This window comes from Caballeronia sp. LZ003 (assembly GCF_031451465.1).
GTDB lineage: Bacteria > Pseudomonadota > Gammaproteobacteria > Burkholderiales > Burkholderiaceae > Caballeronia.
The window spans coordinates 852,363-873,325 of the sequence record NZ_JARUXJ010000001.1 but is presented as its reverse complement, the minus strand read 5'-3'; the positions used below and the strand labels follow the sequence as shown (position 1 = coordinate 873,325).

Here is a 20,963-nt window from a genome sequence, read left to right as displayed (position 1 = left end):
GCAGCGACCGTGTCGTAACACGCCACGCGGCGCAAGCCTCTACGCTGTGTCTCACCGACAAGCGCAAAAGCCTGGACGACCTTCTCGGAAATACCGTCGCAAGCGGCTTCGACGTTTCGGCATCGACAATCAATCAGGGAGTCTCACAATGGGCAAGCAATATCGCATTCTTACTGCCGCCGCCACTGCAATTGCACTGACATTCGGCGCCACGGCTTATGCCGCCACCAGCGACGCGCCTTCCGCGCCGCCGCCCGGCGGTCCCGCCATGATGGGTGGCCCCGGCGGTCCTGGTGGCCCTGGCGGTCATCGCATGGAAGAGCGCATGAAGAAGCAGATGGAGCAGCTTCATAGCCAGCTCAAGCTCAACGCAGATCAGGAAAAGCTCTGGCAGACCGCGCAGGACACCATGAAGCAGAACCGTCAGGCGATGCGCGAGAGCCACCGTCAGATGCACGAGCAGATGAAGTCGCTGGAGCAGCAGCCGATTCTCGACCTGAACGCCATGAACGCGGCGCATCAGAAGATCGAGCAGCAGAACCAGCAGTTGCGCGAAGGCACCACGACCGCATGGCTCAACTTCTATAACTCGCTGAACGATCAGCAGAAGACCACTGTGAGCACGGCGCTCAAGAAGCACTTTGCGAAGATGCGCGAGCACGAGCACAAGATGCACGAACGCTGGGGCAAGCGCGATGGTCAGCACGGCGGCCCGGGCGCCGGCGCGCCGGCTGGCGCTTCGGGTACGACGAAGCCCTGAGTTTCGTGGAGCGATGCCCGCCGTCGTGATACGGACGGCGGGCGCTTATGTTCAAGCTCTGCGTTCGCGCGAGCTGGCAGCATCATGCTGCTCTTAGCTTGAGACGCGGTGTTGCACGTTGAAAAAAAACCGCAAGGCGCTTTGGGCGCTTCGCGGCTTTGCGTTGCATGGATCTTCTGCTTAACGGCTCGCGGGCACTTAACGTCCGCGCGAAGCATCCGCAGCGCCCAATCACCCTTCGTCGACCTCACGCCAGATCGAACAACAGCACTTCCGCGCCTTCACCGCCTTCGACCGTGACTTTCGACACATCCTCGATCTTCGCGGCATCGCCTGCTTTCAGCGCTTCGCCGTTCACCAAAACCGCGCCGCGCGCCACGTGCACGTACACGCGCCGGCCAGCGGGAACATCGAAGTCCGCGCGCTCGGCGCCGTCGAAAAGGCCCGCGAAGATGCGCGCGTCGGCGCCGATTTTTACGGAGCCTTCATCGCCTTGCGGCGAGGCGATCACACGCAGACGGCCGCGCTTTTCCTCATCGCCGAAACGCTTTTCTTCGTAGCCCGGTGCGTTGCCTTGTGCATCCGGAATGATCCAGATTTGCAGAAAGTGGGCCGTCTCGCTGGGCGAACCGTTGTACTCGCTATGCCGCACGCCCGTTCCCGCACTCATGCGTTGCACGTCGCCCGGGCGGATGGTCGAACCGTTGCCCATGCTGTCGCGGTGCGCCAGCGCGCCTTCCAGCACGTAGCTCACGATCTCCATATCCCGATGTCCGTGCGTCCCGAAACCCTGTCCGCCCGCGACGCGATCTTCGTTGATCACGCGCAACGCGCCGAAGTGGACGTGCTCCGGATCGTGGTAGTCGGCGAAGGAGAAGCTGTGGTACGAGTCGAGCCAGCCGTGGTTGGCGTGACCGCGTTCGCTGCTGCGGCGAATCTCGAACATGATGTGTGCTCCCGTTGAATACGTTGAAATGCGATGGACAGAATGTAAGGGCGTCCACCCCGTCAAACAACGGGCACGCGGGCACTACACCGTCTCGCGCATGAGGGTAATCGGATGCCTCCGCTTCTCACCCGCGCATCTTCCGGCTTCGGGTAAAATACCGCGCTTTTCAGGCGGCCCTGTGGCCAGAGCCGGTCGGGAAAGCCCGTGAAGGCGCGTCTTTCGGCGTCCGCCGACGGCGACCGCCAATTTTGGCCACCTAGAATACGCGCACCAAAGGCGTCATCTCCCGGAGCCCGAACCCCGCGCGCGGCGCGCGTCACGTTCGCAGTTTCCGGCACGTCGGGCACCTTTACAAGGAACCACCATGTTGCAAGGCTACGGTCCGCTGATCCTCGCGGGCACCTGGCAGACCGTCAAGCTGGCGGTGTTGTCGCTCGCGTTCGCCTTCGTGATCGGGCTGATCGGCGCGGCGGCGAAGCTGTCGAAGAATCGAATCGCCTCGGGCGTCGGCACCGTCTACACGACCTTGATACGCGGCGTGCCCGATCTCGTGCTCATGCTGCTGCTCTTCTACAGCATCCAGATCTGGCTGAATCTGCTGACGGATGCCCTCGGCTGGGATCAAATCGATATCGATCCATTCCTGGCCGGCATTCTCGTGCTCGGGTTCATCTACGGCGCGTATTTCACGGAGACGTTTCGCGGCGCGTTTCTCTCGGTGCCGCGCGGCCAGCTCGAAGCGGGTGCGGCTTACGGCATGACGCCCTGGCAGACGTTCACGCGCATCATGTTTCCGCAGATGATGCGCTTCGCCCTGCCCGGCATCGGCAATAACTGGCAGGTGATGGTCAAGGCGACTGCGCTCGTGTCGATCATCGGTCTCGCGGATGTCGTCAAGGCCTCGCAGGACGCCGGCAAGGGCACGATGCGTTTCTTCTTCTTCACGCTGCTCGCCGGCGCGATCTACTTGGCCATCACCACGATCTCCAATTTCGTGCTGATCTGGCTCGAACGGCGGTATTCCATCGGCGTGCGCAAGGCTGACCTCTGATAGAGCCTGTCGGTTAAAAAAGAACGGCGGAATCCATGATCCAAATCATCCAGGAATACTGGAAGAACTACCTCTTCACAGACGGCTACCGCATCACCGGTCTCGCGATCACGATGTGGCTGCTGGTCATCTCCATCGGCCTCGGCTTTTGTCTTTCGATACCGCTGTCGGTTGCGCGCGTCTCGAAGAACAAATTGCTCTCGCGTTCGGTGTGGCTGTATACGTACGTGTTTCGCGGCACGCCGCTCTATGTGCAGTTGCTGCTCTGCTACACGGGCCTATACAGCCTGCAGGTCGTGCGCGATCACATGCTGCTCGCCGACTTCTTCAAGAGCGGCATGAACTGCACGCTGCTCGCCTTCACGCTCAATACCTGCGCGTACACCACGGAAATCTTCGCCGGCGCGATCAAGGCGACGCCCTACGGTGAGATCGAGGCCGCGCGCGCGTATGGCATGTCGTCGTTCACGCTGTATCGGCGAGTGATTCTGCCTTCGGCGCTGCGCCGCGCGCTGCCGTACTACAGCAACGAGGTGATCCTCATGCTGCACGCGACCACCGTCGCGTTCACGGCGACCGTGCCGGACATTCTCAAGATTGCCCGCGATGTTAACTCGGCGACGTATCAGTCGTTCGAGGCGTTCGGCATTGCGGCCCTGCTCTATCTCGTCATTTCGTTCGCGCTCGTGTGGCTCTTTCGCCGCGCCGAGTATCGCTGGCTCGCGTACCTGCGGCCTCAAGGCAAATAAGTGGGCTGTTGAGCCGCAAGGACCCGTTCATGAATTCCAAGATGCACAAGCTTTTCGTCGACGACATCCACAAGCAGTACGGCAGCAATGAAGTGCTCAAAGGCGTTTCCCTCAAGGCGAATGCGGGCGATGTCATCAGCATCATCGGCTCGTCGGGTTCCGGCAAGAGCACGATGCTGCGCTGTATCAACTTCCTTGAACAGCCAAACCAAGGGCGCATTTTCGTCGATGGCGCCGAGCTGCGCACGCTGAAGGACAAGCACGGCGCGCTGAAGGTAGCCGACCAGAATCAATTGCGCGAAATGCGCTCCAAGCTGTCGATGGTGTTTCAGCACTTCAACCTGTGGTCGCACATGAACGTGCTCGAGAACGTCATGGAAGCGCCGGTGCACGTGCTCGGGCTCACGAAGAAGGAAGCGGAGGATCGCGCGCGGACCTATCTGGAGAAGGTCGGCCTCGCGCCGCGCGTGGAGAAGCAGTATCCGTCGCATTTGTCGGGCGGCCAGCAGCAGCGTGTGGCGATTGCGCGGGCGCTTGCCATGCATCCCGATGTCATGCTCTTCGACGAACCCACTTCCGCGCTCGATCCGGAACTCGTAGGCGAAGTGTTGAAGGTGATGCAGACGCTTGCCGAGGAAGGCCGCACGATGGTCGTCGTAACGCACGAAATGGCTTTCGCGCGCAATGTGTCGAATCACGTGGTGTTTCTGCATCAAGGGCGCATCGAGGAGGAAGGCCAGCCGGATATCGTGTTCGGCAGCCCGAAGAGCGAGCGGCTCAAGCAGTTTCTATCTGGCAGTCTCAAGTAAGTCCTTTCCCCTTCCCTTCCTTTCTAAAAGCGCCCGTGAGGCGCTTTTTTTTCGCCCTCGCCAAGCGGGTCATGCCTTATCGGTAAGCTTTTCTCGCACTAGCGCTGCCGTCCACGTCCGTCAATAGGCGTGAAACCCGACTCCAGACGCGCTCCACAACTGAAGCCTTATGCCACAAGGCTTTGCGGGCGATTTCCCAAGCTATGGGTAGTACACCTACCACATAGGCATTGCGTTTTTGACACAATCCTTTGCAAAACGTCAAATTTCTTTGGCGCTCATGACGTATTTTGATAGATTGCTACTCAAAGTAACAAAACGAACCGCAAAAAAAGTAGTTTTACTTCAAAAGATAAGAAAACGGAGGCAGACGCCCATCGACGGATCGGCGTCGGCATCGCGCACACGAAGCGCGACTCGCCCACGAGGATCATCGCCCTTGCGTGTCCTTCCTCCAAAAACGATTTCCGGTTGGATGCGCTCGCATCGAACCACACGGCAGCACTTGGGTTCCATTTATTGACAGGGTTGGAGGAGATGATGAAGAAAGCTTTGCTCGCGGCAGCAGCACTGCTGACGTTCAGCGCGGTGGCTCAGGCTCAAAGCAGCGTGACGCTGTATGGTCGCCTGGACGCAGGGCTTGAATATATGAACGGCGTGCCGACAGGCACAGGTCCCGGAGGCCAGGCCACCGGTTCCACCCACCGTTTCCGCGCGGAAAGCGGCGACTGGGGCACGAGCTTGTGGGGTATGAAGGGCGTCGAAGATCTGGGTGGCGGCTATCGCGCCGTGTTCCAGTTGGAAGGCAGCTTCAACACCATGACGGGTCAGGGCCCGGGCAACAACGGCATCTTCAATCGCTGGGCAACCGTCGGTGTCGCCAACAACCAGTTCGGTACGCTGTTGCTGGGCCGCGAACTGTTCATCGCGAACGGCGTGTGGGACTTCGATCCGTTCGGCCAGTCGAACTGGTCGTCGGCATCGCTGGTGCGTGGTCGTAACTGGCCGCAATCGAGCAACAACATTTCGTACCAATCGCCGAAGTTCGCGGGCTTTGACTTCTACGGTCAGTACGCGCTGTCGAACGCGACGAACTTCAACGGTAACGGCACGACGCCGCAAGGCCGCGAAGGTGGTGCTTACATCACCTACACGACGCCTCTGTTCCAGATTCGCGGTATGTACGATGAAATCCGCAACCCGGGCAACGGTCTGCTCGGCGGTGCGTACAACGCGGTCAACGGCGGCGCGGCAAACGCGGATCAGAGCAACGGCAACGGCGTCTACGCTTACTCGCGCGAGTACACGGCGATGTTCAACGTGTTCCTCGGTCAGTTCAAGATCCAGGGCGCTTACCAGGCTATCCGCTCGTCCGGCATGACGGGACAGTTGCCCGGCCAGCCGACCACGCTCGACCACGAATGGGGTGGCGTGACGTGGCAAGCCACGCCGGCTGCAGCCCTTATCGCGGCGGTGTATCACGTGAACGGCAACAACAGCGCCGGCAACGCGAACATCTACACGATCGGCGGCTCGTACAACCTGTCCAAGCGCACCTTGCTGGACATCCAGGTGGCAACGGCGCAAAACAGCAAGGCCGCGAACTACGGTCTGAACGCCAACAACTACGGCACGGGAACGGCAACGGACAATCCGCTGCCGGGACACAGCCAGACTGGCGTGTATGCAGGCATCCAGCACTCGTTCTAAGCAACGAGGCTGAACAAAGAAAAAAGCTTCATCGAGTTTTCACGCTGCTGCGAGAGGCGCGTATCGGTGCGGTGCCCGAAAGGGTATCGCACCGTTTTTTATTGGGGCGATGAATGCGCTCGCCTTCGCGACATTAAGTATCAGATTGACAAACAAAACGACAAAAAGCTGGATTCGAAAAAAGTAGTTCTCCTTCAAAATTCAAACATCTGACGATTGATCTTCATGCAACAGGTGAGGATCGGTTGCTCGGTTCTGTAGTTTGAATTCAAAAAGGAGTGTTGGGGGATGATGAAGAAGTCTTTGATCGCGGCTGCCGCCTTGTTGTCATTTAGCGCCGTGAGTTTCGCGCAGAGCAGTGTCACGCTGTTTGGCCGTCTGGACGCGGGCCTCGAATATATGAACGGCGTGCAAAACGCCGCCGGAACGGGATCGGCCAATCGCTTCAGGGCCGAAAGCGGCGACTGGGGCACGAGCCTGTGGGGTATGAAGGGCGCAGAGGATCTCGGCGGCGGCAATCGCGCCGTGTTCCATCTGGAAGGCAGCTTCAACACCATGAACGGGTCGGGTTCGACCGCCGGCATCTTCAATCGCTGGGCGACGATCGGTGTCGAGAACGATCGATACGGCACCTTCCTGCTCGGCCGCGAACTGTTCATCTCGAACAGCGTGTGGGACTTCGATCCGTTCGGCCAGTCGAACTGGTCGTCGGCATCGTTGGTGCGCAGTCGCAACCGGCCGCAATCGAGCAACAACGTTTCGTATCAGTCGCCGAAGATCGCGGGTTTCGACTTTTACGGCCAGTACGCGCTGTCGAACGCCACTAGCTGGAACGGCAACGGTTCGACGAAGCAGGGACGTGAGGCCGGTGCCGCGATCACCTATACGGCCCCGCTCTTCCAGATTCGCGGTCTGTACGATGAAATCCGCAATCCGGCTAACGGCACGCTTGGCGGAAGTTACGCGGACAGCAACGGCGTCTACTCCTACTCGCGCGAGTACACGGCGATGGTCAACGTGTTCCTCGGCCAGTTCAAGATTCAGGGCGCGTATCAGGCAATCCGTTCGTCGGGCATGACGGGCCAGTTGCCCGGTCAGCCGACCACGCTCGATCACGAATGGGGCGGTGTGACGTGGCAAGCCACGCCAGCCGCGGCGTTGATCGCGGCGGTGTATCACGTGAACGGCAACAACGGTGCGGGCAATGCGACCATGTATTCGCTGGGCGGCTCGTATAGCTTGTCCAAACGCACGTTGCTCGATCTGCAAGTGGCCACCGTGCGCAACAGTAAGACAGCGAACTACGGCTTGAATGCCAACGACTTCGGGTCGTCGCCTGGAACGGACAACCCGCTGCCCGGGCGCAGTCAAACTGGCGTGTATGCGGGAATTCAGCACTCGTTCTGAGTGAAAAGCTGAGATGCGGTGCCGTAAAAAAGCATCGCATCGTCCTGAAAAGGCGCGCTAGCCTTGCTTCGTCTTGTATGTGAGAAAGCGACTTCGCGCGCACTCTCAAAAAGAGCGCCGTACGGCTTCGAGCGCTTCGGCTAGTCTCGCGACGCTTTTGAAAACGGAGTTCGCAGCGTCAAGCCGACAAAGCCGCATACGAAAAAGCGCCTCCATGAAAAACACCCCAAAGGCTGGATCGATGTCCAACTTTTGGGGTGCAGTTCATTCTTCGGCGCCTTTTTTCAATCGAACAAGACGCACCCTACTCCCGCGCCGCGCCCGATGCCCCGTGGCTCAACCAATCCAGCACGGCCGCCGCATCATCATCACTCGATTCACGCGCCTTCGCCACCGTCTCGCTCAGCGTCGCGCCCGGTTGCGGCGCGGCACGGCGAATAGCCACGCCGACAGCGAGAATATCGATGATCACGAGATGCAGAATGCGCGAGATCATCGAGAGTTGCGACTCGCGTATCTCGATGTGATCCGTCTCCAGCGCCACCGTCGCGCGCTTGGCGAGCGGCGTGTTGCTCGACGTGATCGCAATGACCGTCGCGCCTTGCTGCATCGCCACTTCCAGCACGCGCAGCAGTTCGGGCGCGCGGCCCGATTTCGACACGGCCACGATCACATCGCCCTTGCCGAGCAATGCAGCCGACGCCGCCTGCATGTACAGATCGCCATAAGCGATAGTCGGGATGCCGAAACGGAAAAACTTGTAGTGCGCGTCCTGCGCGACGATATTCGAATTGCCGAGCCCGTAGAACTCGATACGCCGCGCGCCGTTCAGAATCTCGATTGCGCGCTCCACGTTCTCGAAGTTCAGATGCTCGCGCAGCTGCAAAATGGCCGACACGGTGTTGTCGAGCACCTTCGCGCCGAAATCGGTGGCGGTGTCGCCGAGATGCACCTGGCTGTGGCTCATCGGAATGGTGCCGGTCAGCCCGGTCGCAAGCTTGAGCTTGAAATCCGACAGCCCCTGGCAGCCGAGCGAGCGGCAAAAACGAATCACCGTGGGCTGGCTCACGTCCGCCTTGCGCGCGATATCGATGATCGGATCGCTGATGATCGAACGCGGATGGTTCAGCGCGAGATCCGCCACGCGCCGCTCGGCCGGCGTGAGCGCGTCACGCATCTGGCGGATGCGCTCGAACACCGCCGACGAACCGCTATTCGCACGGTTCGACAACTGCTCGGACAAAATAGCCGAGACGCCGAGAAACGCCGGATATTCCGCCGTGATGATGTAAGTCGGAATGCTCGACAGATACTGCGAGAAACGTCCTTTCGACTCGAAGCGCGCGCGAAACGGCGACTTGTGAAAGAGTTCGCCGAGTTTGAGCACCACGCCGCCGCCAATATAGATGCCGCCGAGCGCGCCCAACGTCACCGCGATATTGCCCGAGAACGTGCCGAGAATGCTGCAAAAGCAGTTGACCGCTTCGAGCGCGAGCGCTTCGCCGGCATGCGCGCGATTCGTGACTTCGGCGCTCGTGAAATCCTCGGCGACATCTATCTCATCGCGCTCCGCGAACGCGCGGTAAATCAGCTCCAGCCCCGGCCCCGCCGACACGCGCTCGAACGAGACATGCGCAAACTTGCGGCGCGCATAGCGCATGACGAGGTCTTCGTTCTCGTCGAACGGAGAAAACGTGGCGTGACCGCCTTCGCTGCCGAGCGCGATCCAGCGGTCATCGGCGGGAATGAGGCCCGACACGCCCAAGCCCGTGCCCGGCCCGAGCAGACCGATCACGCTGTTTTGCCGGCGCGAACCGCCGCCGACCTGTTCGCGCTGCGCATCGGTGAGACCGGGCAGCGCCATGGCCAGCGCGGTGAAGTCGTTCACGACGAGCAAGGTATCGAAACCGAGCGCGCGGCGCGTCGCTTCGATCGAAAAGCTCCAGTCGTGATTGGTCATCTTCACGTGATCGCCGTCGACCGGATTGGCGATCGCAATCGCCGCGTGATTCACGCGTGCGACCTTCGTGTCCTTCAGATACTGCTGCATCACTTCCGCGATGCCCGGGTAATCCGCGCCCGGATACACGCGAATCTGCCCGATCTCGCCGGGGCCCGTCTCCAGCGCGAAGCGCGCGTTGGTGCCACCGATGTCGGCGAGCAATCTCGGTCCGTCGGCGTGCTGGTTCGCGGCGGGCGCGGCCTTGCTATGCACACCAGTAGACATCGAGCTTCACTCCTTCTGCGTTGGCCAGGGTCGAGATGGCGTTCTTTTGCGGCGCGGCAAGCGCCGCGTTCAAGACGTCGAGTTTTTTCTGGCCGGAGATGAAGAGATACAACTGCTTCACCTGCTTGAGCGCGGACATCGACAGGCTCACGCGCGCGTGCGGCGCCTTGCCCGGATGCACCGCGACAAAGCGGTCCTGCGTCGAAATGGCGAAGTCCCATTCGGGCGCGTCGGCGAAGATGGATGCCGTGTGGCCGTCCTCGCCCATGCCGAGCACGACGACATCGGGCAGATGGCGGCGCGGGTCGGCGTTGAGTTCGGCGACATGCGCTTCGAGCGGCTTCGAGACATCCACGAGCGGCAGAAAATGCGCCGCCGCGGCCGCGTTCTGCAGCACCGTTTCGTGCGCGAAGCGCGAATTGCTGTCGGGATCGGTGTCGGGCACCCAGCGGTCGTCGACGAGCGTCACGTCGATATGCGCCCAGTCGAGCGGCTCGTGCGAAAGCGCCGCGAGAAACGGGCGCGGGCTCGAACCGCCGGAAACGGCGAGCGTTGCGTGAGGGGTTTGCGTGGCCGCGGTTGCCGCGAGCGTTGCCTTCAGCGCGTCGCTGACGGCGTTCGCCAGCGCGTCCGAATGGGCGCGCGGATCGTCGAAAGTGCGAAGCTCGATCACTGCTCCTCCTGCTTGTCTGGTTTGTCGACCCGCTCTTTTTCGATGCCCCGAGCGGTTGCTTATAGCTTGCTTATGTTGTTTCGCGCTGCCGCCAGGCGACCGCGCGACGCCATCAATTCTCTTCTTCGAGCCAGCACGTGCCATGTTGCGCCAGCATCGCGCTCGATGCCGCCGGTCCCCACGTGCCAGCCGCGTAAGGCTTTGGCTTGCTCATCGGCTGGGCCCACGCGTTCAGGATCGGTTCGACCCAGCGCCACGCCGCTTCCTGCTCGTCGCGCCGCACGAAGAGCGCGAGGCGACCGTGGATCACATCGAGCAAAAGACGCTGATACGCCTCCATCTGCCCTTCCTTGAAGAACTGATCGAAGGCGAGGTCGAGGTGAACGCTCGCGAGATTCATGCCTTCGCCGGGCTGCTTGGCAAGGCAATATAGTCTGATGGTTTCGTTCGGTTGCAAGCGGATGACGAGACGGTTCGCGCCCGCGCGCAAGGCGTTCGCGCCGAGCGCCGAATGCGGCACCGCGCGAAAGTTGACGACGATTTCCGCGACGCGGTCCGCGAGCCGCTTGCCCGTGCGCAGGAAGAACGGCACGCCTGCCCAGCGCCAGTTCTCAATTTCAACTTTCAGCGCGACGAAGGTCTCCGTCGTGCTGTCCGGGCGCACACCCTTTTCCGTTGCATACGCCGGCACGGCAGCACCGCGTATCACGCCCGCGTGATACTGACCGCGCACCGCGACGCGGCTGATGTCGCGTTCATCCACGGGCTTGAGTGCGCGCAGCACACGCAGCTTTTCGTCGCGCACGGAGTCGGAATCCATCGAGTGCGGCGGTTCCATCGTCACGATGGAAAGCAGTTGCAGCAAGTGGTTCTGCACCATGTCGCGCAGAGCGCCGGTGTTGTCGTAGAAGTCGCCGCGCGCCTCCACGCCCAGTTCTTCCGCAATGGTGATCTGAATGCTTTCGACCCATTCGCGCCGCCACAGCGGCTCGAAGAGCGCATTGCCGAAGCGCAGCGCGAGCAGATTCTGCACCGGTTCCTTGCCGAGGTAATGGTCGATCCGGTAGATCTGCTCTTCCTGGAAGATTTCGCCGACGGCGTCGTTGATTGCGTTCGACGACTCGAGGTCGTAGCCAAGCGGCTTTTCGAGCACGATGCGCGCGTTCTGGTTCAGGCCGACGTCCGCGAGCGCGCGGCAGATCGGCACGAACAGCGACGGTCCGGTGGCCAGATAAAACACGCGCGTGCCTTCGTACTGGGCCATGACATCGCGCAATACGACGAAGTCTTCCGCGCGCCCGAGGTCGAGCTGCACGTATTGAATGCGCTCGAGAAAACTGCGCCACGCGGCTTCGTCCAGACCGTTCTTCGATACATGCGGCTTCACGTGCTCTTCGACCCAGGCGAGATATTCGCCCGGTTCCTGCGCGCCGCGCGCCACCGCGACGATTCTGCCGGCGGGCGCAAGCATGTTCGCGCGATGCGCCTCGAAGAGCGCGGGGAGAATTTTGCGCATCGACAAGTCGCCGGTCCCGCCGAAGAGAACGAAAGTGAAATTCGAGTCGCTTTGCATGAGTCTCCAGGACGGTTCACTGATGTCGGTGAGGAAGCGCACGAAGGCGCCCGTAGTCCGATAAAATTTTTTTTGACACTGAATTGTAGTTTAACTACAATTCAAATCAAGAGGAAATGTCATCCGGGAAAAAAATGGCTTGTCAATCAGAAGATGAGTGTTTTCCCTAGGGCGTCTCTGAGCGCATGTTAACGGACTCCGCGCATCGCTGCTTTCAATGGCCCGAGCGCGTTTTGTCTGTCAGCAAAAATCAAAAGAGGAGACTGTCGTTGCGATTCAACCCACTCGTCTCTTGAGAGCCGTGCGGCCGTCAATCGGTACCGCCGGCTTTCGCGCGTCCTCGTTCACCGCTGCACGCGCGTTCTTCTGCGACACCGCCGATTCCCCGGTCATCCACGTTTTGCCCGTTTTTCCAACCGCGCTTCCTGGCGACATCAGGAGCCAATCGTTTCTTGTTAGGTGTCTGGAGGAGATAAACAATGAAAGTCCGTAAGCTCATGGGCGCGCTGTGCGCCGCAGGTCTTCTGTGCGGCGCGACGGCGTCGGCGGTTCAAGCTGCCGAAGCGGTTTCCGTGCTGCACTGGTGGACGTCGGGCGGCGAATCCAAGGCAGTCGGCGTGCTCAAGGACGACATGACGAAGCAGGGTTACACCTGGAAGGACTTCGCCGTCGCAGGTGGCGCGGGCGCTGCCGCGATGACCGCGCTCAAGACTCAGGTGATCTCGGGCAACGCGCCGTCGGCGGCACAGATCAAGGGTCCGTTGATCCAGGAATGGTCGGAGCAAGGCGTGCTCGTGCCGATCGATTCCATTGCCGGCGACTGGAAGAAGAACCTGCCGCCTGAAATCGACAAGATCATCCACGCAGACGGCCACTATGTCGCCGCGCCCTTCTCGGTGCATCGCGTGAACTGGCTCTACATCAACAAGGCTGCGCTGGACAAGGCGGGCGGCAAGGTGCCGACCACCTGGGCCGAGTTCTTCCAGGTCGCCGACAAGATGAAGGCCGCGGGCATCATGCCGATCGCCATGGGCGGTCAGCCGTGGCAAGACCTGACCTTGTGGGAAGACGTCGTGCTGTCGCAAGGCTCGGACTTCTACAAGAAGGCCATCGTCGATCTGGATCAGAAGACGCTGACCTCGGACAAGATGGTTCAGGTGTTCGACACCGTGCGCAAGATTCAGGGTTACTTCGATAACGGCCGCACCGGCCGCGACTGGAACCTCGCCACGGCCATGGTCATCAACGGCAAGGCGGGCATGCAGTTCATGGGCGACTGGGCGAAGGGCGAATTCGCCGGCGCCAACAAGAAGTCGGGTACGGACTACATCTGCGCCGCGGTGCCGGGCACGGAGAAGGCCTACACCTTCAACGTCGACTCGTTCGTGTTCTTCCAGCAGAAGGGCCAGAAGACCGCGACGCCGGGCCAGCTCGCGCTCGCGAAGACCATCATGACGCCGGAGTTCCAGGAACAGTTCAGCCTGAACAAGGGTTCCATTCCGGTTCGTCTCGGCGTGAACATGGACAAATTCGACGACTGCGCGAAGAAGTCGTACTCGGATGAACAAGCGGCGATCAAGGGTGGCGGCTACGTGCCGTCGCTGGCTCACGGCATGGCTCAGGGCGATGCCACCGCCGGCGCCATCACCGACGTCGTCACGAAGTTCATGAACTCGTCGCAAGACTCGAAGAGCGCGGTGCAAGCGCTTTCGAACGCAGCGAAGACGAAGTAAGCAAGCCGTAACGGCGGCCCGTGGCGCACCTGCGCGCGGGCCGCTTCAAGCATTCGAACGCGCTCAAACGCCATACGAAGCAAAGCCATTGGCTCACGCGCACAAACAAGCGTATCCAAACGCCGGCGCATTACCAGGAGTCGAGTTGTGACTGCCTCCCTAAGCGGTACCGCGGAAAAACGTCCGCATCAGCCTCGCCGCGCGTCCGCGACGGCGGCGCTTGCCGATCGATGGATTCCGAAGCTGGTGCTTGCTCCCAGCATCTTGATCGCGCTGATCTTCGTGTACGGGTTCATCCTCATCACGGGCTATCTGTCGCTCACGAATTCGCGGCTCATGCCGCGCTACGAGTTCTCCGGCCTCGACCGATACCGGCAACTCTTCGACAACGACGTCTGGTGGACGTCCGCCGCCAATCTCGGCTGGTTCGGCATTCCGTTCATCGCAATCTGCGTCGGACTCGGTCTCTTTCTGGCCATCCTGCTCGACCAGAGAATCCGCAACGAAGGCGCGCTGCGCGCGATCTTTCTCTATCCGATGGCGCTCTCGTTCATCGTGACGGGCACGGCGTGGCAGTGGATTCTCAACCCGAGCCTCGGCATCGAGAAAGTGCTGCACGACTGGGGCTGGACGAGCTTTTCGTTCGACTGGCTCGGCAATCCGGACAAGGCGATCTTTTGCGTCGTGATCGCGGCGGTGTGGCAGTCGAGCGGCTTCGTGATGGCGCTTTTCCTCGCCGGCCTGCGCGGCGTGGACAGCGAAATCTTCAAGGCTGCGCAGATGGACGGCGCGGGCTTGCCGACCATCTACCGCAAGATCGTGATTCCGAGCATGCGCCCGGTGTTCTTCTCCGTGCTGCTGATTCTCTGCCACATCACCATCAAGACGTTCGACCTGGTCGTCGCGTTGACGGCGGGCGGTCCTGGCACGTCGTCGTCGCTGCCCGCCATCTTCATGTACACGTTCTCGTTCAATCGCGGCCAACTCGGCGTAGGCGCCGCTTCGTCGATGATGATGCTCGCCACCGTCGTCGCCGTGCTCGTGCCGCTCATGTATCTGGAATCGAGGAGCACCCGCAATGCAGCCTAAGATGACGATCAGCCGCACCGTCATTTATGCGGTGCTGATTCTGTTTGCGCTTTACTTCCTGTTCCCGATCTACGTCATGCTCTCGACGTCCTTCAAGGACCTCGATCAGCTTCGTACCGGCAACCTGCTCACGCCGCCCACGCACTTCACCTTCGCGCCGTGGGTCAAGGCGTGGCAGGAAGCTTGTACCGGCGTGCGTTGCGACGGCATGCAGCCGTTCTTCATGAACTCGGTGCGCATGGTGATTCCGGCCGTGCTGCTCTCGTCGATCATCGGCGCGTTCAACGGTTATGTGCTCACGCACTGGCGTTTCCGTGGCGCGGATGCGTTCTTCACCATGCTGCTCGTGGGCTGCTTCATCCCGTTCCAGGCCATTCTTCTGCCGATGGCGCGGCTGCAAGGCATGCTCGGCCTCTCTAACACCACCTCGGGCCTCGTGCTCGTGCACGTGATCTACGGCATTGCGTTCACGACCATGTTCTTCCGCAACTTCTACGTCAGCATTCCGGCTGAACTGGTGAAGGCGGCGCGCATCGACGGCGCGGGTTTCTTCACCATCTTCACGAAGATCCTGCTGCCGGTGTCGTTGCCCATTTTCATGGTGTGCCTGATCTGGCAATTCACGCAGATTTGGAACGACTTCCTGTTCGGCATCGTGTTTTCGGGCGTCGATTCGATGCCGATCACGGTGGCGCTCAACAACCTCGTGAACACATCCACGGGCGTGAAGGAATACAACGTCGACATGGCGGGCGCGATCATCGCGGCATTGCCGACGATTCTCGTCTACATGATCGCGGGACGCTATTTCGTGCGCGGCCTGACAGCCGGCGCGGTGAAGGGTTGATCGCCATTTTCGCGATCCCTTTCCGGCCAAGACAAACATAGAGGATTCACATGGCAAGCCTTTCCATCCGTGACGTGTACAAGACCTACCCGAACGGGGTGCCGGTTCTCAAGGGCGTCAACATCGACATCGAGGACGGACAGTTCCTGATTCTCGTCGGCGGCTCGGGTTGCGGCAAATCGACCCTGCTCAACATGATCGCGGGTCTCGAAACCGTGACGCGCGGCGACATCATGATCGATGGCAAGACGGTCAACAATCTCTCGCCGAAGGACCGCGACATCGCGATGGTGTTCCAGTCCTACGCGCTCTACCCTTCCATGAGCGTGCGCGAGAACATCTCGTTCGGCCTCAATATCCGCAAGGTGCCGAAGGACGAGCAGAAGAAGATCGTCGACCGCGTGTCGGAGACGCTGCGGATCGGTCATCTGCTCGACCGCAAGCCCGGTCAGTTGTCGGGCGGTCAGCGTCAGCGCGTGGCAATGGGCCGTGCGCTCGCACGCGATCCCGTCATGTTCCTGTTCGACGAGCCGCTGTCCAACCTCGACGCGAAGCTGCGTATCGAGATGCGCTCGGAAATCAAGCTGCTGCATCAGCGTCTGGGCACGACCATCGTCTACGTCACGCACGATCAGATCGAAGCGATGACGCTCGGCGACCGTATCGCGGTGATGAAGGACGGCATCGTGCAGCAGTTCGGCGCGCCACAAGAAATCTACGACTCGCCCTCGAACCTGTTCGTCGCGGGCTTTATCGGCGCTCCTCCGATGAACTTCATCACCGGCAAACTGGTGGAAGCGGGTTCGGGCGTCGGCCTGCAGATCGACACGGGCGTGACGAAGAAGGTGCTGAACCTGCCGTTCGAAGCGAGCCGTTTGCGCGGCAAGGTCGGCCAGGACGTGATTCTTGGGCTGCGCCCGGAGCGTATCACCGACGCGCGCAACGCCCACAACGCGGACGACGCGCGCATGCAGCCCATCGACGTGCTGGTGGATGTGATCGAGCCGACCGGTCCGGACACGCTGCTCTTCGCGCAAGTGAACGGCAAGCGTATCGTGGCGCGCGTGCACCCGGCGTCGAACCCGCAACCGGCTTCGAACATGACTTTGCTGTTCGATGTGTCGAAGGCTGTGTTGTTCGACCCGCAGACGGAAGACCGGCTGGCCTGAGTTTCAGGCTTCGTCTTCGTTCGTAGAGAGCCGCGCGACATGCGCGGCTTTTTTGTTTTTGCTGATTTTTCAGCCCGATTTCCATGGGCGATGCCAGAAGCAGGCACAATCGGCATATGAAAACCTCTCTGCACCGTACATGAGTCTGCTTTCGTCGCAACCCGCTCTCGCCTGGCCTTCGGGTCAGCAATCCGATCCGTTCATCGGTCTCGAATCGCTCGACGATCCCAAGGTGCAAATCTGGGTCGATGCCCAGAACCGCCGCACCGAAGCCGCATTCGGCAACACGCCCGAGGCGCGCGCCCTCGCCTCGCAGCTCGAAAAGTCGTACACCTCGAAGGACCGCATCGTCACATGCTCGCGCTATGGCGAGTGGGGCTACAACACGTGGCAGGACGAAGCGCATCCGCTTGGCATCGTGCGGCGCACGCCGTGGAGCGCGTGGCTCGCGGGCACGCCCGAGTGGCAGATCATCCTCGACGTCGATGCGCTCGATCTCAATACCGACGAAACCGACGACACGCGCTGGGCGCTCGCCGACTTCGACATGCTCTACCCGACTTACGATCGCGCGCTCGTCAGCTTGTCGCCCGGCGGCTCGGACGCGTGCATGGTGCGCGAGTTCGATATCGAAGCACGCAGCTTTATCGAAAATGGCTTCGTGCTGCCGGATGTCGGCAAGCACGACATTTCGTGGATCGATCGCGATACCTGCTACGTCGGCTGGGACGACAGCAAGCACAACAAGAAACCCGCGTTGACGACATCGGGTTTTCCGCGCCAGGCGCGTCGCTGGAAGCGCGGCACGCCGCTCGCGGATGCACCCGTGGTGTTCGAGGGCCAGCGTCGCGATGTCTCGGCGGGCGCGGATTACGATCCGCTCGAAAAGCTGCATCTCGCCTCGCGCGCGGTCACGTTCTACGACACGCTGCACTTCTGGCTCGATGAAACCGCCAACGCGTGGCGTCAATACGATCTGCCGTCGCACGTCGAAGTCGAGCACTGGAACGGCTGGCTGTTCGTCACGCCGCGCGAAGCGTGGAAGACAGGCGGCGTGCGTCACGAAGGCGGGACCTTGCTCGTCATCCGCCGTGACGCGTTTCTCGAAGGCGCGCGCGATTTCACGGTGCTGTTCAAGCCGTCGGACAGGCGCGTGCTCGCGGGCATCGACTTCACGAAGCATTGGCTGATCGCAAGCCAAATGGACGACGGCACGCCGCGCGTCACGCTCCTCGCGCCGCCCGCCGATTACAAGACGACGTGGAACGCGCGCGATTTCGCGCTGCCCGAAGCGAGCCAGTCTTACGTCGATTCCATCGACAGCGAACGCGACGACACGGTGCTCATTCACGTCGAGCATTTTCTGATGCCGCCGTCGCTCTACTTCGCGGACCTTGCGAGCGACGCGCCCTGGCAACTGCTCGCACGTTTGCCCGCGCAGTTCGACGCGAGCGGCATGTCGGCGGTGCGTCATCACGCGATCGCGAAAGATGGCGAGCGCATTCCGTACTGGCTGATCGGTCGTGGCGCGGATGTGTCGACCGATGCGCGGCCTTGCCTGCTCTACGGCTATGGCGGCTTCGAAGTCGCGCTCGATCCGCATTACGATTCGACCACTGGCATTGCGTGGCTCGCGCGCGGCGGGCTGTTGGCCGTCGCGAACATTCGCGGCGGCGGCGAGTTCGGGCCGCAATGGCATCAGGCGGCGCTGCGCGAAAAGCGGCAAGTCTCGTTCGACGACTTCATCGCGGTGGCTAAAGCGCTGGTCGCGAGCGGCGTGACCACGGCCAGGCAGCTCGGCATTCGCGGCGGCAGTAACGGCGGTTTGCTCACCGGCGCGTGCATGGTGCAGCGGCCCGAGCTTTTCGGCGCGGTGCTGTCGGAAGTGCCGCTGCTCGACATGGCGCGTTTTCATTTGCTGCTGCAAGGCGCATCGTGGATCGACGAATACGGCGACCCCGACGATGCCGACGACCTGCGTCATCTGCTGGCGTATTCGCCGTATCAGAACGTAAAGGCGGATGTCGATTATCCGGCGTCGTTGTTCACGTCATCGACGGCGGACGACCGCGTGCATCCCGGTCACGCGCGCAAGATGGCCGCGAAGATGCAGGCGCAAGGGCACGAAAACGTCTGGTATCAGGAAACCGGCGAAGGCGGACACGGCGCGGGCGTGGAGCCGGAAGCCGTGGCGCAGGCGGAAGCGGCGGCATTTACGTTCCTGGCGATGAAGCTTGGGCCGCTCGGGTGACAGGTCGAACCGTTGACGCGCGAACGAAGTCCGAAAAACCTCGCCAGGCGGCGAGGTTTTTTAATCGCGCAATGCGCCTCAAACCTTGACCGGCGCGGCATGCGAACGAAGCACCAACGTACGCCCGAGAAAAGTCAGCACGCCGCAAACCCCGATTACGATGCCCATGCCATGCGGCGACACATCGTGGAACAACCCGACCGCAAGACTCGATAGCGCGCCGAGCGCAAGCTGCATCGCACCGAAGACAGCGGCGGCCGCGCCCGCGTTGCGCGGATAGCGGTGCATCAGTTCCGTCGTGCAGTTCGCCGCGAGCAGGCCAACCACGCCGACCACGAAGAACAGACATACGACGATCGACCACAGCCCGCCCCAACCCGTCAGCGAAACGAGCGCGACGGCGAGCGCCGCGATCACGCTGACGAAGGCCGCGCCGGAGATCATCTTCATCGCGCCGAGGCGGCCGACGAGCTTCGTATTCAACACGTTCCCGCCAATGATGCCGACGATATTCAGCCCGAACAGCAGCCCGTAATACTGCGGCTTCACATGGAAATAGTCGATGTAGACGAAGGGCGTCGCCGTGATGTACGCGAACATCGACGCGAACGCCATGCCGCCGCACATCATGTGGCCCCAGGTGACGGGGTCGCGCAACAAGTGCCCGTAAGCCGCGAACGAAGCGCCGAGCGCGGAGCCCGCGCGCTTTTCCTTCGGCCAGGTTTCGGGTACGCGCAGAAAAGCGGTGATGGAGCACGCCACGCCGAAGAGCGTGAGCGCGGCAAAGACCACGCGCCAACCGCCCAACAGCAGCAATTGCCCGCCGATCAACGGCGCGAGCAGCGGACCAATGGACGTAACGATGGACAGCATCGACAGCACGCGGGCGGCATCGGCGGGCGCGTGGGCGTCGCGGGCGATGGCGCGCGCGAGCACGGAAGCCGCGCCCGCACCGAGCGCCTGCAGGAAGCGCACGAAAACGAGGGCGTCGATGGACCACGCCACCGCGCACGCGACGCTCGCAAGCGCGTACAGCGCAATGCCGCCGAGCAGCACCGGCCGGCGTCCATAGGCGTCGGAAAGCGGGCCATAGAGCAACATGCCGAACGAGAAGCCGAACATGAAACTCGTGAGCGTGCTTTGCGCGGCGGCAGGCGTCGTGCCGAACGCGGCGGCGAGCGACGGCAGACTCGGCAGATACATGTCGATCGACAAGGGACCGCAGGCGGCGAGCGCGCCGAGCAACAGAATCAGCCGGCCATCGGGCCGGCGGGCAGTGGTGTCAGGCATTGGACTCGGAAAAGACGAAGGGTGCAGAGCGGATGCCGCGCGCGTGCTGCATCGGCGCCGGGCGAGGCCATTGTACGCGTCGATCCGCTAAGCTCCGGCTTTGAGCCATCCACTTATTCTCGTCAGACCCATGACCGCGTTTCTCCTGATCTGGAGCCCGAAGAAATGGCCGTGGCCCGAACTGCCCGACTGTGCGCGACGCGTGGCCGCAGGCGAAGCCGTCGCCGACGTCTGGGGCTGCGGCACCGCGCGCGGCCTCTTGCCGGGTGACCGCGTGTTCGTGCATCGCGTGACGCAGCAGCCGAAGGGCGTGTTCGCATCGGGCTATGTGACGCGCGCGCCCTACGAAGTGCCGGATGCGCACTCAAAGCGCGGATACCGGCTGTGCATCGATTTCGTGTATGACTGGCTCGTCGATGCGAACGAGCAAGTCGTCGTCACGCGCGACGAACTGCGCGCGCATCCGCTTTCCGTGCAGACGTGGGACGCGCAGAGTTCCGGCACGATCATCAAGCCGATGGCGGAAGGCGCGCTCGAAAAGCTGTGGACTGCGCGCACCGGGCGACGCGGGCGGCCGAACCCGCTCGAATATGACGACTCCGGTACAATTTGAAGCATGTTTTTCGCACCGGACCGCGCGTCGGCATCAACCGCGCGCCGCGCTTTTGCTACTTTG

The 20,963-nt window shown here is 61.7% G+C and carries 17 protein-coding genes; 12 read left to right on the top strand and 5 right to left on the bottom strand.

The window, feature by feature from the left end; all coding sequences use genetic code 11:
• Positions 1-148 precede the first annotated feature (148 nt).
• On the top strand, positions 149-760 hold the full coding sequence (locus QCE79_RS04040) for a periplasmic heavy metal sensor (protein ID WP_250463970.1): 612 nt from the start codon (positions 149-151) through the stop codon (positions 758-760).
• 247 nt (positions 761-1,007) lie between these two features.
• Here QCE79_RS04040 and QCE79_RS04035 read toward each other — a convergent pair whose 3' ends face one another.
• The gene (locus QCE79_RS04035) at positions 1,008-1,706 is read right to left on the bottom strand and encodes a pirin family protein (protein ID WP_250463968.1); all 699 of its coding nucleotides are present in this window, start codon (positions 1,704-1,706) and stop codon (positions 1,008-1,010) included.
• 367 nt (positions 1,707-2,073) lie between these two features.
• On the opposite strand from QCE79_RS04035, the gene QCE79_RS04030 reads away from it, so the two are divergent.
• From QCE79_RS04030 to QCE79_RS04010, 5 genes are all read left to right on the top strand, one after another.
• Positions 2,074-2,760: an ABC transporter permease gene (locus QCE79_RS04030; protein WP_244827437.1), complete on the top strand. Its 687-nt coding sequence runs from the start codon at positions 2,074-2,076 to the stop codon at positions 2,758-2,760.
• 35 nt (positions 2,761-2,795) lie between these two features.
• Entirely contained in the window at positions 2,796-3,509 is a 714-nt protein-coding gene (locus QCE79_RS04025) for an ABC transporter permease (protein ID WP_244827436.1), read from the top strand.
• A gap of 29 nt (positions 3,510-3,538) precedes the next feature.
• Complete coding sequence (locus QCE79_RS04020) at positions 3,539-4,318, top strand: ABC transporter ATP-binding protein (RefSeq protein WP_284503036.1); 780 nt, start codon at positions 3,539-3,541, stop codon at positions 4,316-4,318.
• Between the two features lie 540 nt (positions 4,319-4,858).
• Positions 4,859-6,028: a porin gene (locus tag QCE79_RS04015; protein ID WP_309845170.1), complete on the top strand. Its 1,170-nt coding sequence runs from the start codon at positions 4,859-4,861 to the stop codon at positions 6,026-6,028.
• A gap of 291 nt (positions 6,029-6,319) precedes the next feature.
• On the top strand, positions 6,320-7,435 hold the full coding sequence (locus QCE79_RS04010; RefSeq protein WP_309845167.1) for a porin: 1,116 nt from the start codon (positions 6,320-6,322) through the stop codon (positions 7,433-7,435).
• 304 nt (positions 7,436-7,739) lie between these two features.
• Here QCE79_RS04010 and QCE79_RS04005 read toward each other — a convergent pair whose 3' ends face one another.
• The 3 genes from QCE79_RS04005 to zwf all read right to left on the bottom strand — a co-directional run bounded on the left by QCE79_RS04005 (position 7,740) and on the right by zwf (position 11,908).
• Positions 7,740-9,662 carry a bifunctional transcriptional regulator/glucokinase gene (locus QCE79_RS04005; RefSeq protein ID WP_244827435.1) on the bottom strand — a complete coding sequence of 641 codons (1,923 nt, stop codon included), beginning with the start codon at positions 9,660-9,662 and terminating at the stop codon, positions 7,740-7,742.
• Positions 9,643-10,335 (bottom strand): 6-phosphogluconolactonase, encoded by a 693-nt coding sequence (gene pgl / locus QCE79_RS04000; RefSeq protein WP_250508764.1) that lies wholly within the window; start codon positions 10,333-10,335, stop codon positions 9,643-9,645. Before pgl ends, QCE79_RS04005 begins: the two co-directional genes overlap by 20 nt.
• Positions 10,336-10,447: 112 nt before the next feature.
• A complete protein-coding gene (gene zwf / locus QCE79_RS03995) occupies positions 10,448-11,908 on the bottom strand; it encodes a glucose-6-phosphate dehydrogenase (RefSeq protein WP_250508763.1) in 1,461 nt (486 codons plus the stop codon).
• Between the two features lie 479 nt (positions 11,909-12,387).
• Here zwf and QCE79_RS03990 point away from each other — a divergent pair, with 479 nt between their 5' ends.
• The 5 genes from QCE79_RS03990 (at position 12,388) to QCE79_RS03970 (ending at position 18,997) form a co-directional block, all read left to right on the top strand.
• Positions 12,388-13,641: an ABC transporter substrate-binding protein gene (locus tag QCE79_RS03990; RefSeq protein ID WP_250463964.1), complete on the top strand. Its 1,254-nt coding sequence runs from the start codon at positions 12,388-12,390 to the stop codon at positions 13,639-13,641.
• A 147-nt stretch (positions 13,642-13,788) separates the two neighbouring features.
• Positions 13,789-14,730, top strand: a complete 942-nt coding sequence (locus tag QCE79_RS03985; protein WP_370652092.1) for a carbohydrate ABC transporter permease — start codon at positions 13,789-13,791, stop codon at positions 14,728-14,730.
• Positions 14,720-15,577 (top strand): carbohydrate ABC transporter permease, encoded by an 858-nt coding sequence (locus tag QCE79_RS03980; protein ID WP_244827431.1) that lies wholly within the window; start codon positions 14,720-14,722, stop codon positions 15,575-15,577. Before QCE79_RS03985 ends, QCE79_RS03980 begins: the two co-directional genes overlap by 11 nt.
• A 50-nt stretch (positions 15,578-15,627) precedes the next feature.
• Positions 15,628-16,746 carry a sn-glycerol-3-phosphate ABC transporter ATP-binding protein UgpC gene (locus QCE79_RS03975; protein ID WP_309842031.1) on the top strand — a complete coding sequence of 373 codons (1,119 nt, stop codon included), beginning with the start codon at positions 15,628-15,630 and terminating at the stop codon, positions 16,744-16,746.
• A gap of 139 nt (positions 16,747-16,885) precedes the next feature.
• Positions 16,886-18,997, top strand: a complete 2,112-nt coding sequence (locus tag QCE79_RS03970; protein WP_309842029.1) for a prolyl oligopeptidase family serine peptidase — start codon at positions 16,886-16,888, stop codon at positions 18,995-18,997.
• Positions 18,998-19,075: 78 nt separating this feature from the next.
• Here the strand turns inward: QCE79_RS03970 and QCE79_RS03965 are convergent, their stop codons facing one another.
• A complete protein-coding gene (locus tag QCE79_RS03965) occupies positions 19,076-20,287 on the bottom strand; it encodes a Bcr/CflA family multidrug efflux MFS transporter (protein WP_250463959.1) in 1,212 nt (403 codons plus the stop codon).
• 130 nt (positions 20,288-20,417) lie between these two features.
• Between QCE79_RS03965 and QCE79_RS03960 the strand changes: the two genes are divergently transcribed.
• The gene (locus QCE79_RS03960; RefSeq protein WP_244827427.1) at positions 20,418-20,900 is read left to right on the top strand and encodes a hypothetical protein; all 483 of its coding nucleotides are present in this window, start codon (positions 20,418-20,420) and stop codon (positions 20,898-20,900) included.
• Positions 20,901-20,963: the final 63 nt, after the last annotated feature.

Excerpts from the sequence above, each read along its gene's own strand:
- zwf (WP_250508763.1), bottom strand. The coding sequence starts at position 11,908 with ATGCAAAGCGACTCGAATTTCACTTTCGTTCTCTTCGGCGGGACCGGC.
- QCE79_RS04025 (WP_244827436.1), top strand. The coding sequence starts at position 2,796 with ATGATCCAAATCATCCAGGAATACTGGAAGAACTACCTCTTCACAGAC.
- QCE79_RS04020 (WP_284503036.1), top strand. The coding sequence starts at position 3,539 with ATGAATTCCAAGATGCACAAGCTTTTCGTCGACGACATCCACAAGCAG.
- QCE79_RS04035 (WP_250463968.1), bottom strand. The coding sequence starts at position 1,706 with ATGTTCGAGATTCGCCGCAGCAGCGAACGCGGTCACGCCAACCACGGC.
- QCE79_RS03970 (WP_309842029.1), top strand. The coding sequence starts at position 16,886 with ATGAGTCTGCTTTCGTCGCAACCCGCTCTCGCCTGGCCTTCGGGTCAG.
- QCE79_RS04030 (WP_244827437.1), top strand. The coding sequence starts at position 2,074 with ATGTTGCAAGGCTACGGTCCGCTGATCCTCGCGGGCACCTGGCAGACC.
- QCE79_RS03990 (WP_250463964.1), top strand. The coding sequence starts at position 12,388 with ATGAAAGTCCGTAAGCTCATGGGCGCGCTGTGCGCCGCAGGTCTTCTG.
- QCE79_RS04015 (WP_309845170.1), top strand. The coding sequence starts at position 4,859 with ATGAAGAAAGCTTTGCTCGCGGCAGCAGCACTGCTGACGTTCAGCGCG.
- QCE79_RS04040 (WP_250463970.1), top strand. The coding sequence starts at position 149 with ATGGGCAAGCAATATCGCATTCTTACTGCCGCCGCCACTGCAATTGCA.
- QCE79_RS03980 (WP_244827431.1), top strand. The coding sequence starts at position 14,720 with ATGCAGCCTAAGATGACGATCAGCCGCACCGTCATTTATGCGGTGCTG.
- QCE79_RS03975 (WP_309842031.1), top strand. The coding sequence starts at position 15,628 with ATGGCAAGCCTTTCCATCCGTGACGTGTACAAGACCTACCCGAACGGG.
- QCE79_RS03960 (WP_244827427.1), top strand. The coding sequence starts at position 20,418 with ATGACCGCGTTTCTCCTGATCTGGAGCCCGAAGAAATGGCCGTGGCCC.
- QCE79_RS04010 (WP_309845167.1), top strand. The coding sequence starts at position 6,320 with ATGAAGAAGTCTTTGATCGCGGCTGCCGCCTTGTTGTCATTTAGCGCC.
- QCE79_RS04005 (WP_244827435.1), bottom strand. The coding sequence starts at position 9,662 with ATGTCTACTGGTGTGCATAGCAAGGCCGCGCCCGCCGCGAACCAGCAC.
- QCE79_RS03965 (WP_250463959.1), bottom strand. The coding sequence starts at position 20,287 with ATGCCTGACACCACTGCCCGCCGGCCCGATGGCCGGCTGATTCTGTTG.